The sequence below is a fragment of the Psychrobacter cryohalolentis K5 genome (genome assembly GCF_000013905.1).
In the GTDB taxonomy this organism is placed as follows: Bacteria; Pseudomonadota; Gammaproteobacteria; order Pseudomonadales; family Moraxellaceae; genus Psychrobacter; species Psychrobacter cryohalolentis.
The window spans coordinates 1,606,501-1,621,224 of record NC_007969.1; the positions used below are offsets into that span (position 1 = coordinate 1,606,501).

At 44.9% G+C, this 14,724-nt stretch carries 9 protein-coding genes; 4 read left to right on the forward strand and 5 right to left on the reverse strand.

The features are described 5' to 3' along the window. Positions 1-19: 19 nt before the first annotated feature. The 5 genes from PCRYO_RS06735 to nirB form a co-directional block, all read right to left on the reverse strand. Positions 20-361 (reverse strand): DUF3817 domain-containing protein, encoded by a 342-nt coding sequence (locus PCRYO_RS06735; RefSeq protein WP_011513648.1) that lies wholly within the window; start codon positions 359-361, stop codon positions 20-22. Between the two features lie 175 nt (positions 362-536). Continuing rightward, positions 537-1,499, reverse strand: a complete 963-nt coding sequence (locus tag PCRYO_RS06740) for an acyltransferase (protein WP_011513649.1) — start codon at positions 1,497-1,499, stop codon at positions 537-539. 342 nt (positions 1,500-1,841) lie between these two features. Then, the gene (locus PCRYO_RS06745) at positions 1,842-2,504 is read right to left on the reverse strand and encodes a hypothetical protein (protein ID WP_011513650.1); all 663 of its coding nucleotides are present in this window, start codon (positions 2,502-2,504) and stop codon (positions 1,842-1,844) included. Positions 2,505-2,630: 126 nt separating this feature from the next. Then, on the reverse strand, positions 2,631-3,038 hold the full coding sequence (gene nirD / locus PCRYO_RS06750) for a nitrite reductase small subunit NirD (RefSeq protein ID WP_011513651.1): 408 nt from the start codon (positions 3,036-3,038) through the stop codon (positions 2,631-2,633). Positions 3,039-3,083: 45 nt separating this feature from the next. Then, complete coding sequence (gene nirB, locus PCRYO_RS06755) at positions 3,084-5,693, reverse strand: nitrite reductase large subunit NirB (RefSeq protein WP_011513652.1); 2,610 nt, start codon at positions 5,691-5,693, stop codon at positions 3,084-3,086. A 559-nt stretch (positions 5,694-6,252) separates the two neighbouring features. Here nirB and PCRYO_RS06760 point away from each other — a divergent pair. The 4 genes from PCRYO_RS06760 to PCRYO_RS06775 all read left to right on the forward strand — a co-directional run bounded on the left by PCRYO_RS06760 (position 6,253) and on the right by PCRYO_RS06775 (position 14,661). Further along, entirely contained in the window at positions 6,253-7,764 is a 1,512-nt protein-coding gene (locus PCRYO_RS06760) for a NarK family nitrate/nitrite MFS transporter (protein ID WP_011513653.1), read from the forward strand. A 2-nt stretch (positions 7,765-7,766) separates the two neighbouring features. After that, on the forward strand, positions 7,767-9,869 hold the full coding sequence (locus tag PCRYO_RS06765; protein ID WP_011513654.1) for a bifunctional protein-serine/threonine kinase/phosphatase: 2,103 nt from the start codon (positions 7,767-7,769) through the stop codon (positions 9,867-9,869). An 80-nt stretch (positions 9,870-9,949) separates the two neighbouring features. After that, entirely contained in the window at positions 9,950-11,380 is a 1,431-nt protein-coding gene (locus PCRYO_RS06770; RefSeq protein ID WP_011513655.1) for an NAD(P)/FAD-dependent oxidoreductase, read from the forward strand. Beyond that, positions 11,377-14,661: a molybdopterin-dependent oxidoreductase gene (locus tag PCRYO_RS06775; protein ID WP_011513656.1), complete on the forward strand. Its 3,285-nt coding sequence runs from the start codon at positions 11,377-11,379 to the stop codon at positions 14,659-14,661. Before PCRYO_RS06770 ends, PCRYO_RS06775 begins: the two co-directional genes overlap by 4 nt. Positions 14,662-14,724: the final 63 nt, after the last annotated feature.

Sequence of the window (14,724 nt, forward strand, 5' to 3'; positions counted from 1 at the left end):
CGTCATAAAAACTCTTGTCTCAAATAACTTTCTTGCTTTTCTTTAGGCTCTTTTTTAACCAATGGTCAAATATGAACGGACCAAAGGGTAAGAACGAGCCAAGCACGCCGGCAGGGATCGCCCATATAGGCATTTTTATCTTGACGGCTGTGCCCATGAGTACAACAATATAGGCGATGAATAAGCCGCCGTGAGCCATACCGATATACTTTACCCCTTCTGGAATGTCCATCATGTACTTTAGTGGCATAGCGATGCAGAGCAACAGTAAAAACGAGGTTCCTTCTAAATAACCTATCGTCGTAAGCGTTTTTAATGCTGTATTTTGTTCTGTTGTAAGATTAGAGGCGGTTTCAAACATTGGCTGAGCCTGTGGCACTGTATTTTCCTTTTGTCATCGACATATAAGGCATGGTCGTTTAACGAGGTAAGCAATAATAGCAGCCGTAGGTTGCTATTATTATCTTTAGTAAAAAAACCAATAGAACGGTCAATATATGTGCAAATAAAACAGATTAAGTTAAAAAGCTTGCTAGCTAAGCATCAAGGGCAGGGGGCTTACTTTCAAATTCCGCAAGCATCTTAGTAATGAGCTGATCTTTTTGCTGCCAAACTTGCTCGACCCAATCAAACATTTCTGCTTTTATCGCCTCATCAGTCTCATAGCCGCCATTTTGAACACTGGCAAATAAGTCATCAGGCATCTTAATATGTCTGACATCGACGCCCAAACGCTTGATATTGCCTTTCCATAAGTCGCCATATGTCGGCACACCATCAGGATAGACGATGGTCATATCTAAAATACCATCGATGTCTTCGCCAAGCGCACTAATCGCTAGCGACAAACCGCCCGCTCTTGGTTTAAGCAAATGTGTATAGGGCGACTGCTGCTTATCCCGTTTTACGGTGGTAAAACGTGTGCCTTCTAGATAATTTAACAGTGTAAAAGGCTTGTCTTTCAGCAATGCACAAGCGCGTTTTGCTTCTTCGATATCTTTGCCTTTTAAGGCAGGATTTTTCGCAATCGCCTCTTTAGAATGTCGACGCATCATTGGAAAATCGAGAAAATAGAAAGCTTGACCAATAACTGGAATATATATCAGCTCAAACTTAGTAAAAAATCGCGTCAATGGTAAACGCTTTTCACTAATATATTGCACGATACTGGTATCAACCCATGATTGGTGATTGCTTACCAGTAAATACTTGCCCTTGGTATGGATATCGTCAGGTAGGCTGATACGCCAGTCTTTATTCGGCAGAATGTTATCGATCATCGCGTTATTGCTGTTAATCCAATAATTGGTCACATCAATGACCGCTTTATCAGCAATCGCTGCACCAGTAACAGCTTTGGCTGCACCCATAATCCATACAGGGGGACCTGCCAACATACTATTAAAAGTAATAACGCCTGTTGCTGTGGTCAGCGAAGCGATTTTGCCAAGTTTAGGATTGCGTTCATGTAGTTTTTGAACGAATGATTTGAATCGCATGTTAAATCCTCTTAACCTTACATATTATAAGTGGTTAGTAACGTAGTGGCATAATACTAGCAGAAATCGATAGGCGTGTTTACGTAATTGGTTTGGCGTTACATTTCACCGTTAGTCGTGGATATACCTAGTAGCTAATAGACATCAATCGTATTTGATTTATTTTTATATCAAACTAGGTTTATAATGTACCGTTAATATTTAGAGGGTTTACAGTCGATGATCGACACGAACACTCTTGAGCTCACGACAAGCCAAAAACAATAAAAAATCCAGTGCTAAATAATTAACACTGGATCAATAAGACCAATCAATCAAAGTACCAATTACTCAAAGTACCAATTAGCCTTGTAGCTGGTCAATCATACCTTGGTATTTGTCTTTTTTCTCAGCAATCTTACTACGCTCTTCTTCTGCATTGTCTACCGATTCTTCAGAGTCTGCCACTTTCTTATCAAAAGCTTCTAACTCGGCAGTTTTGGCATCCAAAAGTCTGTTAAGCATAATAGCAACCGCTTTTTCAGAAACGTCAAGCGTCATATTAGAAGCTTCAGACGTAAAATCCTCTTTAAGCTTAGCAGCCCATTGATAGATATTAGCTATCGTCGCACTATGCTTGTCCTCATGCTTGTCTTCATTTTCAGAATCAGACTTATCCTCTTCGTCAGATTTCGCTTCTTTTTTGTCAGAAATAAAGTCATCTTTGAGCTTAGAAGCCCATTGATAGATGTTCGCTATCGTCGTACTGTGCTTATCTTCTTTGGCAGAATTGTCATCTTGATCGTCTTTATTGGACTCATCATCCTTGCCAGACTTAGTTTCTTCATCAACCTCATAGTCTTTGTCAGCATTGTAATCTTCAAAATCACCGTCTTCATAAACGACAGTATCACCTTTTACTACTTCTACGCCTGTTACCGCATCATTTGAAGGCGTTGTCGCTGCGCTCTCAAGAGACTCTAAGGCATTTTTAATGTTATCGTTATTAGTAGACTTGTCAGACATGATTTATGATCCTTTTAATGGCATTAAGTGAAATATATTTACCGCCAATATTATGCCAGTACAATTTTTTATTCAGTATCTTAATGTAAATTACATGTTTCAATTTGCTAAAAAGACGGCTACGCCTTAAACAACTTCCATTTCTAATAGTGTTGTAGATGACGCTTCTAACTGATCATATTTTATCACCACATTATTACCTTCAAGACTGGTATCAAGCTCAACATGGTAAGTAGCAAGCGTGACACTTGTATCATCCAAGCATTGACCGGTGGCAAGGTTAAATCTCTGTTTATAAATAGGTGAGGCCACATACAGTACCGCTTCATCAGTGCCAGCATCGTTGGTCACGGTAGTGCCTCCAATTAACCCTCTAGATAATACATTGGCCTGACTAAACGGGTCATAGTTATCAAGCGCGAACAGCTTAGCGTCCTTAGTGCGAAAGATAGCCACTTGTTTACCCTCTATCAGTGCGCAAACACCAGTCTCAGGGAGTATGTCTTCTAATCTGCAAACGGTATACTGGTTCATTGGGTGATCCTTATTCGTATATGATCGGAAAGTGTTAGACGTTGATTAAGCCAGCTCAGTCACTAAGATTTTAGCTTTTTCACTATCGGTCGCAGGGCGGATCTGCTCGCGCTCGGTGACAAAAACCACATTGTCATCCCCTTGCTCACTATTGACGAAGTGACGGAAACGTTTGAGCTTTTCGCTATCGGTTATAGTTGCTTTCCACTCACACACATAGTTGTCGATCAGCAGTTGCATCTGCGCCTCTAGCTCATCAGCGATGCCTAAACTGTCTTCAATAATGACCGCTTGTAGATATTCCAATCCGCCATCTAAGCTCTCACGCCATTTTGAGGTACGCTGGAGTTTATCTGCTGTTTTGATATAAAACATGATAATACGGTCGATGTATTTGATGACCGTGTCGCTATCAAGGTCGGTGGCAAACAACTCACCATGACGCGGGGTCATACCACCATTACCACAGACAAATAAATTCCAACCATTCTCAGTGGCGATAATGCCAAAGTCCTTGCTTTGTGCCTCTGCACACTCGCGTGTACATCCGGACACGCCCATCTTTATCTTATGCGGTGAACGTACTCCTTTATAACGATCCTCTAAGGTGAGTGCCAAGCCGACACTGTCATCGACACCGTAGCGACACCAGTTGTTACCCACGCACGATTTAACAGTACGCAACGACTTACCATAAGCGTGACCAGTCTCAAAGCCAGCTTGCACCAATTGTGTCCAGATATCAGGCAATTGGTCTAAACGTGCCCCAAATAGATCCACGCGTTGCCCACCTGTGATTTTGGTATACAAATTAAACTCTTTGGCGACTTGTCCGAGGATGATCAGCTTATCGGCGGTGATTTCACCACCCGGCACACGAGGTACGACAGAATAGGTGCCGTCTTTTTGGATGTTGCCCAGATAATAGTCATTGCTATCTTGCAACGGTGTCAGTTCAGGCTTGAGCACATAATCATTCCAGCATGAGGCCAAGATGGAGGCGACCGTAGGTTTGCAAATCTCACAGCCATGACCGTTACCATGCTCATCCAACAGAGCATCAAAGGTTCTAATACCATGGACACGAATCAAGCTATAGAGCTCTTGACGGGTATAGGCAAAGTGCTCACATAAGTCGTTATTGACCTCAAACCCAAGGGTCGTTAACTGGTAGCTTAAAGTGTCTTTCACCATAGGCGCACAGCCACCACATCCTGTACCTGCACTAGTACAAGACTTCACTTCGGCAATGGAGTACGCACCGTTTTCAACCGCCGCGCAAATAGCCCCTTTGGTGACGTTGTAGCATGAGCAAATCGTTGCACTATCTGGTAAATTTTCTATACCCATTTTCGGTTTTTCAACGTTGGGTAGTATGAGGCTTTCAGGGTGGGCAGGTAGGTCGATGTCGTTGAGATATAGCTGTAATAGATTATTATAGTCTTCGGTATCACCGACCAACACCGCGCCAAGCAAGCGTTTGTTATCAGGCGTTGTGACCAATTTCTTATAAATGCCCTCAGCAGGGTTCTGGTACAAATAGCTCAAGCTGTCCGCGCTGTTGCCATGGGCGTCGCCAATACTACCAACATCGACGCCCATCAGTTTGAGCTTGGTGCTCATATCAGCGCCCGTAAAGGTTTGCGACTGATCTCCTGTGATTTGTGCCGCGCAAATACTCGCCATGCTGTAGCCTGGTGCTACTAAGCCAAATATCTTGTTATCCCACACCGCGCATTCGCCAATAGCGTAGACATGCGCAGCATTGGTGCGGCATTGTTCGTCAATTAAAATACCACCTCGTGCACCTATCTCAATACCGCACTCAGGATTGTTTTTGATAATGCCATCTTGCGGACGAATACCTGCACTAAAGACGATCATATCGGTGTCAAGCGAGGTATCATCGGTGAATTGCATGGTCAGCTGGCACGGATTCTCATTAAAGGTGCTCAGGTTTTTATGTATGGCGTCGCTATTATCAATAATGGCTTGGGTATTCTTACCAGTTAATACTTTGACGCCAAGCGCCTCAATTTTTCGTTTTAAAATATCGCCGCCAGCCGCATCAAGCTGTACGCCCATCAATTGCGGAGCAAACTCTACCACATAAGTCTCTAGTCCTAAGGTGACCAGTGCTTTTGCTGCTTCAAGCCCGAGTAGTCCTCCGCCCACAACTACGCCTCTTTTTACTTTTGGTTGCTCAGCGATGGCAAGAATGTCATCCAAATCAGCAATGGTGCGATATACATGACAGTGTGCATGCTCACGCCCTGGAATCGGCGGTACAAATGGATAGGAGCCTGTCGCCAGCACCAGCTCACCATATTCAATCCGCTCGCCAGCTTCAGTGATGATGTATTGATTGGTGGTGTCAATATCTACAATACGCTGGTTCAGATGCAATTGAATCTGGGCAGATGCATAGGCGCTTAAATCAACCAAGTTGAGCTTACTAACATCTTTATGTTCAAAGTAGCTCGATAAATATACCCGATCGTAAGCGGGACGGTCTTCTTCAGCAAACACATGAATCTCAAACTGCTCATGTAACCCTTTTTCTATGGCTCGCTCAACGAAATGGTGCCCGACCATACCGTTACCAATCACCACCAACTTAGCTTTACCTGCCTTACTCACTATAGTGCTACTCATGTAATTATCCTTAGTCATGGGTTTGTCTAAATAGTGCTTACAGTAATTACATCTTCAATAACTGTGCCAAGCACCGTTATATAGCGCCATATCTTTAAGCGAGAGTCTCATCACTACAGACGAAAAACCTGACGATGACAGTGTATTTCCTAGGCAGCGTGGTATGTGTGAGGATATAAATAGCAATGATAAATAAAAAAGTCTTTTCTCATTAAAAGTGAGGATATAAAAAATGGATGCACCAAAATAGATAAAACCATGCACCAATTTGATTGTATTTATGGCAGTCAGGGTTTTTCATTCATCTCGATAAAATTAGCGTTTCTATATGGCTATTAAATTATGAATGACCTTGTAATAGTTGCTTGGAAGTCAGCTATAGCAAAGCATGAACGCTTTTATCAAAGCCGAGGTTTTATCTGTATAACGAAGCTGATAGCGGCAGCTGGCACAGCCATTGCATCCCCTTAAATGCTCTAACTGGTCAGTTCGTTCAACATAACGTGTTCTTACGGCTTTCCATGTTAGCCCTGAATTTTACTATTTAAGGAAACCGCTTATGTCGTCATCGCCATCACCGAGCCCTGCTGCACCAAATAAAAACAAGCTCAATATTCTCTCTTTTACTGGTAAAAACCAGATACTCCATCTTGGATGGATGGCTTTTTTTCTGACCTTTTTTGTATGGTTTAACCACGCACCATTCTTATCTGCCATCGGTGAGACTTTGAGTTTGACCAAGGACCAAGTCAAAACCTTATTGATACTAAACGTCGCTTTGACTATTCCAGCTCGAGTCATTATTGGCATGTTGACCGATCGTTTTGGTCCGCGCCTCGTCTATACCGCCATTTTGGCTATTGGAGCGATTCCCTGTTTTACCTTTGCCTTTGCGCAAGATTACAACACGCTGGCATTGTCCCGTTTTTTCTTGGGCTTTGTGGGTGCAGGGTTTGTGGTGGGTATTCGTCTCATGAGTGATTGGTTCCCTGCAAGTGAGCTGGGTACTGCTGAAGGTATTTATGGCGGTTGGGGAAATTTTGGTTCTGCTGCTGCTGCGCTGCTGTTACCGACAGTGGCTATTATCGCCGCGGCTATAGTTGGTGGCAATGAGGGCTGGCGTTATGCAACAGCCACCTCAGGGGTGGTGATGATGCTCTATAGTGTGATTTTTTATAAGATGGTGCGTGATACGCCTAAGGGTGCGACATATTTTAAACCCAAAAAGTCTGGTGCCATGATGGTGACTTCAGCAGGTGACTTTTGGCTGATGATGGCGTTTAAACTGCCAATGTATTTGGCGTTAGCGCTTTTGGGATGGAAGCTATCACCCGCTGGCGTCAGCTTACTCAGTCAGGCAAGTGTCAATATCGTCTACATCGGATTGGTTATTTTATATATTTATGAGTTTGTGAGTAGTTATCGCTTTAATAAAGAGGTATTTACGACTCCTGTGCCAAAAGCGCATCAATATGATTTTAAGCAAGTCGGTATCTTAAATATTTTATACTTTGCGACCTTTGGCTCAGAGCTTGCCGTAGTGTCTATGTTGCCGCTTTTCTATCAAGAGACATTTAATCTATCAATTGTGATGGCAGGGGTTTTGGCATCTAGCTATGCGTTTATGAACTTGATGTCGCGACCGGGCGGCGGCTGGCTCAGCGATAAGTTTGGTCGCAAAATAACGCTGCTGATTTTGACCGCAGGTTTGGCTGTTGGTTATCTATTAATGGGCATCGTGGATTCAACATGGCCAATTGCCTTGGCATTATTCATCACGATGTTTTGCTCTTTCTTTGTACAAGCGGGTGAAGGTGCTGTGTTTGCGGTTATTCCACTGATCAAGCGTAGCATGACCGGACAATTTGCTGGCATGACCGGCGCTTATGGAAATGTTGGCTCGGTTGTTTATTTAACTGTATTGAGTCTGGTCTCTTATCAAGTATTCTTCATGGTAATCGCCGCGACTGCTGTCGTTGGCTTCTTTGCACTGTTCTTTTTAAAAGAACCTGAAGGCGTTATCATCGAAGAGATGCCTGATGGCAGCTTTGCCCAAATTAAAGTGAGCTAAGCATGAAAAAGGGCAGCACACAAGACTTTAAGACCACTGACAAAACCAGTCGCCATAGTGCGGATAATGCACTGTGGCAGCTTGATTTTCATAGCATGCAAGGGCGCAAGTCTGAAAATCAAGACAGCTTGCTGATAACAACCTGCTTGCCGTATGGACAGTTTACAGCAACCATCAACGGCGGTGTTCAGTGTCCTCACGCGCCTTTATTGGTTTTAATGGCTGATGGTGTCAGTGCCTGTCAGTTCCCCAAACAAGCCAGCCAATTGGTGGTCAATACTGTCACGCACCATCTTACCTTAGCACTTAAAAACGGGGCACTTAAAAATGAAGCAATTGAAGAGATGGTATTGGCAGAGAACCAATCGCAATCAGCAAACATAGACTTTGATGACAATCAAGTTGCCATTTTGATTCGTGAGGCGGTCAATAAAGCCAATGACGCCCTCTATTTCCCGCAAGTCTATGAGCGCGTGCCACCACTATTATCCACCTTATCAGGTCTACTATGTATCGGCGACCGTATCCATCTGTTTCATACAGGCGACTCGCGTATTTACCGTGTCGGTTTAGAGAGTATAAAAGTGCTCAGTAAAGACCACCGTATTCACCATGGGCAAGATAAAGGCGCGCTATCTGCCGCTATTGGCGCGGATACGATGGTCGAGCTCCAGCAGTCAGTATTTACCTTGCATCAAAATGAATGCTTAGCACTGATGACAGATGGCGTCTATGAGTCTATTGCAGCGTCCGAGCTCCAGTTTGAGCTATGTTCAGCAGTAAAGGCGCTGTGTCAGCCGAGTCAAACGATAGATACGACGGATAACAGCTCGAATGACGGGGCAGTGAATAGTCTTAGCATCAGCCAAAGCATATGCGAGCAGGCGTTTAACGAGGGCAGTCATGACAATTTAAGTATGGTGATACTCGGTATGAATGCGCAAGCGCTCCATAAGAAAAAGACAGCCAATAGCGCTCATACTAAGAACAATAGTAATAATAAAAATGCTAGCCTGCATGATCCGATGCCTCACGACATCCATCGGTATCAGTTATTAACGGGCTTAGAAGTTGGGGCACGGATTGATGGTTTTATCGTCAAGCATATTATAGCCCGTACTGCTCGTAGCGAAGTATATCTAGTAGAGGATGAAAACCATCATCTATTTGCACTAAAGTCACCAAGCCTTAATGCTATTACCGATGGTCATTATCTGCGCGAATTTTTAAAGGAGCGTAAAATCGGTCTAAGCTTATCTAAGCATAGACGGGCGGGCGAGCCTGCCTATAATCAAGCAGATCCTAATAACCTATCTAGCGACAGCAGCCTTACAGGCATCAGCAGTATAAAACCCTATCTAGACGCAAGCTCAGCGCTTAGTGCTTCAGGGTTGCTACGCTATTACCCCATACCAGCCAGCAGTGCATATCTATACCATCTCACAGAATATATTGAAGGCGAAAGCCTAAGAGATTTTATGGATCGTCATGCGCCTTGTGATGTGTGGCAGACCTATGATTTGTTAACCAAAATAGGCATGGCGGTTCGGGTGATGCATCGAAACTATCTATTGCATCAAGATATCAAGCCGGAAAACATCCTATTGACCACATCAGGCGCGGTCAAATTGATAGATTTTGGTTCAGCCAGCTCTTCCATACTTAAAGACAGTACGCGACCACCGAACGGTGATTTGCACTATGCTGCACCAGAATATTACACCGATGCACCAAAAGGTGTGCATTCTGATTTATTTTCCATAGCGGTGATTGGCTATGAGCTGCTAACAGGTGAGCTGCCATTTAGCTCGCAAGCGTTGATGCATTCACATCAAGCAAATCATACCTTAACCCTACCTACTCAATTATTACGTCAGTACCGTGTACCTGCTGCCAGCCAGCAAGCGCTAATGCGTGCGCTGCTTGCTAATACCCAAGCTCGCTATCAAGCAATTGGTGAGTTCTTACAAGATTTTAACCCTGAGAATCATAATTATATTAGCGACCCTGAGCCGCTCATCATACGCAACCCATTACTGGTATGGCATAGCATTTGCTTTATTCAGTTTGTGCTCATTTTTTCGCTGTTGGCTTATTTCTTATAAGTGCAGGCTTTAAGCACAAAAGATACTCTGACACGCCATTTAATTAATGCTGCGCGTTGCGGCTAAGGGATTTTTTGCTCATGTCATCAGATAGATCAAAATTAACAATACAGACAACGTCTTATGCTCATTCAAATGCGGGTATTGTCATTATTGGTGCTGGCATGGCAGGCAGCCGTTTTGCCATTGAGCTGGCACGTGCCCAGCAGCAAAGTAAGTCGCCAAATAACCAAAGACCATTACCGATTACCCTTATCAGCAAAGAGCCAGAGGTTGGCTACAACCGCATTATGCTATCACCAGTGCTGGCAGGAGATAGCGCCTTTGATGATACTTATTTATACCAGCAATCAGATTATGAACAGTTGGGTATTGTTGTCTTAGCAGGGATTGCAGTTACCGCTGTGGACACCAAACAACAGTCTATTAATCTTGATAATGGACAGACGATGGTGTATGCCAAGCTGGTTATCGCTACAGGTTCGAGCGCTCGAGTCATCCCTTTTCCCAATCATGATGCGACAGGTGTGCATGTGTTCCGAGAAGTAGCCGATGTAAATGCTTTAATTGAATATGCGCGCCAAGGGAAAAAAGGTCTAGTAATTGGTGGCGGGGTGCTAGGGCTAGAGGCCGCCTGCGCGTTGGCTTCTCAAGGGGCAGATATGACGGTCATTCATGTAGACAGCTATGTTCTTAACAGGCAGCTTGATTTACCTGCTGCCCAGCTACTGCAAGCTGAGCTGGCTCGTCGGGGCGTAGGTGTGGAGGTCTCTGCTATTACTGATTGTATTGCGGTCAATGACCAGCATGAGGTGAAAGGCTTATCATTGAAGGATGGACGTACCTTGCCGGCAGATTTTATCGTGATGGCAGTCGGGGTGATGCCCAATATAGCACTGGCGAGAGACAGCGGTCTTGAAGTCAATCGCGGCATCATTGTGGATGATTGCATGCACACGAGTTGTCCGCATGTCTACGCAGTTGGCGAATGCGTAGAGTTGGATGGTGAGCTATTCGGTATGGTCGCACCTGTTAATCAGCAAGTGGATACCTTAGTCTCTGTGCTAAAAGACACTCGACTATCGGGCGACAGCTTAGGCTCTAAAGAGAACTGGCAGCCTTTTCGCAGTACACCGCTGTCATTAAAGCTAAAAGTATCTGGCATCAGTGCCTTTTCAGCAGGGCAAGTCGACTTTGATGACGAGGAAGCGGCGGCTATCGAAACCATTACTTATCAGCAAACCAGTATAAATCACTATCACTGCCTCTATCTTAGAAACAATAAACTGATCGGCGCTGTACTCTACGGTGAGGTCAATGAGGGCAGTTTCTATAGCCAGCTGATCAACAGCAATAGTGATATCGCGCCTATAAAAGCGGATTTAATATTTGGCGAGGCTTACTGTGATTTGGAGAAGGTAACGACAGATAGTGAGGCTAACGGAGACATGGATAACGATAGCGATCTGGATTTATTAAGCGCAGCAGACCTAGTAGGAGCGGCGTCATGAGTGAAGTGATCTTGAGTAATAAACCGAATGCTAGTCAAGAATTAGAAAGTGGTATACTTCGATCTAATAACAAATCTGATGACATATTCAATCCTTCAAAAACGGCTCTTATTGCCACTTATACTGAAGAAACGACGTCCATCATACGTACCACTTGCCCTTATTGCGGTGTCGGTTGCGGGGTGCTCGCGAGCATCGATGAGGTAGGTGCAGTCAGTGTGGCAGGCGACCCTGACCATCCGGCAAATTTTGGTAAGTTATGCTCAAAAGGCAGTGCATTGGCGCAAACCTTAGGCAGTGAGCGCCGCTTAACTGAGCCTTACTATCAAAACAAGCAAGCGGTAATGCAAGAACATCGACCCACGCAATTAGGTACTGATTTTAACGCTATCGACATATCTGATGAGCCACTTATAAAACCTACCGATTGGAATAACGTCTTAGATGATATTGCCACGCGCTTAAACGACACGATCGCCAAGCATGGTCGCGACAGTATTATGTTTTATGTCTCAGGACAGCTACTCACTGAGGATTATTACGTCGCCAATAAGTTTATCAAAGGCTTTATCGGTAATAATAATATCGATTCCAACTCACGCCTATGTATGTCTTCCGCAGTAGCAGGGCATAAACGTGCCTTTGGCGCTGATTTGGTGCCTGGTAATTACGAGGATTTAGAGTCCTGCGATTTATTAGTGCTGGTTGGCTCAAACATGGCATGGTGCCATCCGATCTTATTTGGGCGTTTTTTGGCCGCCAAAAAAGCCAATCCCAATAAAAAGCTTATTGTCATTGACCCACGTCGTACCGATTCCTGTGAGTTCGCCGATTTGCACTTACCAATAGCCGCCGGCACCGATACGCATTTATACAATGGTTTATTACATTATCTTAGCGAACACGGCTGTGCTGATACAGGTTATATCGAGCATGGTCATGGTGTTGATGATGCTTTAGCGGCAGCCAACGTCTGGAGCATTGAAAAAGTTGCTCAAGCTTGCCAAGTCAGTATCGACAGTATCCTTGAATTTTATCAGCTAGTCGCCGCTCATGATGAAACAGTGACTGCCTTTAGTATGGGTGTCAACCAGTCAAAGAGTGGCACTGACAAGGTGAATGCCATTATCAACACCCATCTGCTTACGGGACGAGTGGGCAAACCAGGTGCCAGTCCTTTTTCACTCACTGGTCAGCCAAATGCCATGGGTGGCCGTGAAGTCGGGGCGCTGGCTAATTTGCTGGCGGCACATTTAGACTTGAGTAATAGCATCCATCGTCAACTGGTGGCTGACTTTTGGCAGGCACCGCAGTCTATTGCGCCAGAGGTGGGCATCCAAGCTTGTGATGCTGCCGATGCTATCTTAGATGGGCGTATCAAAGCCATTTGGATTATGGCAACCAATCCAGTCGTGAGCTTACCTGAAGCGGATAAATTTCGCCGCGCATTAGCGGCTTGTGACTTGGTCATTGTCTCTGACTGCTCGGTAGACAGCGATACGGTTAAGTGCGCAGACATTGTATTGCCAGCTCAAGGTTGGGGTGAAAAATCAGGCACAGTCACCAATTCTGAGCGGCGAATCTCAAGACAGCGGGCGTTGAAGCCTGCATTAGGACTCGCTAAGCCTGACTGGTGGATACTGTCTCAAGTGGCTACTCGCATGGGGCTAGCTGGGTTTGATTACCAGCATCCTAGCGAGATATTCAATGAGCATGTGGCATTGACCGCTTATAAAAACGATCCTAGCCAAGTGCCCTCTATTAGCAATCAACCACGCTATCTCAATTTGGCTAAAGACCTATCAATGCCAGTACTAAGCCGCGCTGACTACGAGGTGATGACTCCCTTTCAATGGGGCGGTGCGCGTATTACACCCACTCAAGTAAAACTCATTGCTATTACGCCTTCAGATAGTGCTAGCCTGCCTAATTTTCATCACTTCCATCAACATCAACGTCGGCAGAACTCGAATAAGAGCGATGTTAAGAATAGAGATAAGCGGCATAACACTGACTTCAACCCATTGACCGTGAATCTACGCCTGATTACGGGCAGACTACGAGATCAGTGGCATACCATGACACGCACAGGACTGGCGCCACAGCTCAATCAACATGAATCTGTGCCGACGCTGACTATCCATCCTAATGAAGCCAAACAACTCGGTGTTGAAAAGGGCGACTATGTGCAGCTACATCCTCGCTATGAGCAGATCCTGCCGAATAGTGAGGCGACAACTATTGATACGAATAATGTTAGTAAAAATGCCGATACAGATAATGAGAATATAGAGCAAACGGTTTTAGCGCAAATCGCCATCAGCGATAGTATGCGTGTTGGTGATGCCTTTATGCCCATGCACTGGAGTAATGCCTTTGCTAGCTTTGCACGGGTAGGGACACTCATTCCGACTGTGGTCGATCCATATTCAGGGCAGCCTGAGCTAAAAAACTCAGCGATTCGCATGAGCGCCGTGCCTATGCAGACACTTGGCAAGATTATGGTGCATCCTGATTTGCAGGACACCATATTAGTGCACTTGCGTGCGATGACTGCTCATTTTAAGAAGGAAGCAATAGCGGGTGAGTCGCAAACAGCGTCTACAAACTTTGAGTTAAATGGTGCGGGTTCGTCTCTCTCACTACCAGCGCTGACATGGAGTATCAGCAGGCAAGCCAATAGTGTGCTCATTACTCTTGCCAGCCCAGCCGAGCGCACAGCTAGGCAGTTGCTTGACCCTAAATTTTGGCAGCAGTTTATCGATGACTATCAAAAGTCTGTATCAGACAAGTGGTTGACTGGCAATGCCGACGATACTCTGACGGTTAATAGCGCTTTCACCTTGAGTAAACCAGAGAAGCAACTACGCTTTATCTCGACTCAGTCAGAGGTGAGGAACAAAGCATTAAATCATATATTGCCAAGTGATTCAGACTCTGCCGTACCTAGTGATCAGCTGCTATTAGCTATTTATTTTGCACCAAAATTGATGTATTTGCCTAGTACACATTGGCTTGACAGCTGCTTTGCCAGTACCGCTGCCATACCAGTACAGCAGCGCTATAAATGGTTGCTGGCAGGTCGTCCAGCTACTGGCTATATCGATCCAGGTCCGTTGGTGTGCTCTTGTATGGCAGTCGGAGAAAACATCATCATCAATGCAATCGCCAAGCAGCAGTGCCATAGCGCACAATCAGTGGGCAAAGCGTGCCGTGCTGGTACCAATTGCGGCTCATGCGTGAGTCAAATCAATGCACTTATTGAGGAGCATGCGTCATAGCTGTCTTATAACCGCCTTATGAAATACAACCAATTGATCAATATGGCATAGGGCTTGCACCGT

Excerpts from the sequence above, each read along its gene's own strand:
- PCRYO_RS06735 (WP_011513648.1), bottom strand. The coding sequence starts at position 361 with ATGTTTGAAACCGCCTCTAATCTTACAACAGAACAAAATACAGCATTA.
- PCRYO_RS06740 (WP_011513649.1), bottom strand. The coding sequence starts at position 1,499 with ATGCGATTCAAATCATTCGTTCAAAAACTACATGAACGCAATCCTAAA.
- PCRYO_RS06745 (WP_011513650.1), bottom strand. The coding sequence starts at position 2,504 with ATGTCTGACAAGTCTACTAATAACGATAACATTAAAAATGCCTTAGAG.
- nirD (WP_011513651.1), bottom strand. The coding sequence starts at position 3,038 with ATGAACCAGTATACCGTTTGCAGATTAGAAGACATACTCCCTGAGACT.
- nirB (WP_011513652.1), bottom strand. The coding sequence starts at position 5,693 with ATGAGTAGCACTATAGTGAGTAAGGCAGGTAAAGCTAAGTTGGTGGTG.
- PCRYO_RS06760 (WP_011513653.1), top strand. The coding sequence starts at position 6,253 with ATGTCGTCATCGCCATCACCGAGCCCTGCTGCACCAAATAAAAACAAG.
- PCRYO_RS06765 (WP_011513654.1), top strand. The coding sequence starts at position 7,767 with ATGAAAAAGGGCAGCACACAAGACTTTAAGACCACTGACAAAACCAGT.
- PCRYO_RS06770 (WP_011513655.1), top strand. The coding sequence starts at position 9,950 with ATGTCATCAGATAGATCAAAATTAACAATACAGACAACGTCTTATGCT.
- PCRYO_RS06775 (WP_011513656.1), top strand. The coding sequence starts at position 11,377 with ATGAGTGAAGTGATCTTGAGTAATAAACCGAATGCTAGTCAAGAATTA.